The sequence below is a fragment of the Exiguobacterium sp. s142 genome, from assembly GCF_018618455.1.
GTDB classification, from domain to species: Bacteria; Bacillota; Bacilli; order Exiguobacteriales; family Exiguobacteriaceae; genus Exiguobacterium; species Exiguobacterium aurantiacum_A.
This window is the reverse complement of sequence record NZ_JACSMB010000058.1, coordinates 1-269: the sequence shown is the minus strand read 5'-3', so window position 1 is coordinate 269 and position 269 is coordinate 1. Positions and strand designations below refer to the sequence as shown.

Here is a 269-nt window from a genome sequence, read left to right as displayed (position 1 = left end):
GCTCTTGAAAATGACGAAGCTTGCGCTTCAATCAAAACTTGTAAAACTTTTTTTGCCTCATCGTTCAGTTTTCAAAGTTCGTCAGTTAAAGAATTGGTGGAGCCTAGCGGGATCGAACCGCTGACCTCCTGCGTGCAAGGCAGGCGCTCTCCCAGCTGAGCTAAGGCCCCAAAAGTTATGATGGTCGGGAAGACAGGATTCGAACCTGCGACCCCTTGGTCCCAAACCAAGTGCTCTACCAAGCTGAGCTACTTCCCGTTATAAATGGT

2 tRNA genes are annotated in these 269 nt (G+C 49.1%); both read right to left on the bottom strand.

Annotated elements, in window-relative coordinates:
• Positions 1-94: 94 nt before the first annotated feature.
• Positions 95-170, bottom strand: a tRNA-Ala gene (locus KNP77_RS15890).
• Positions 171-181: 11 nt separating this feature from the next.
• Positions 182-258, bottom strand: a tRNA-Pro gene (locus KNP77_RS15885).
• Between the last annotated feature and the right edge of the window lie 11 nt (positions 259-269).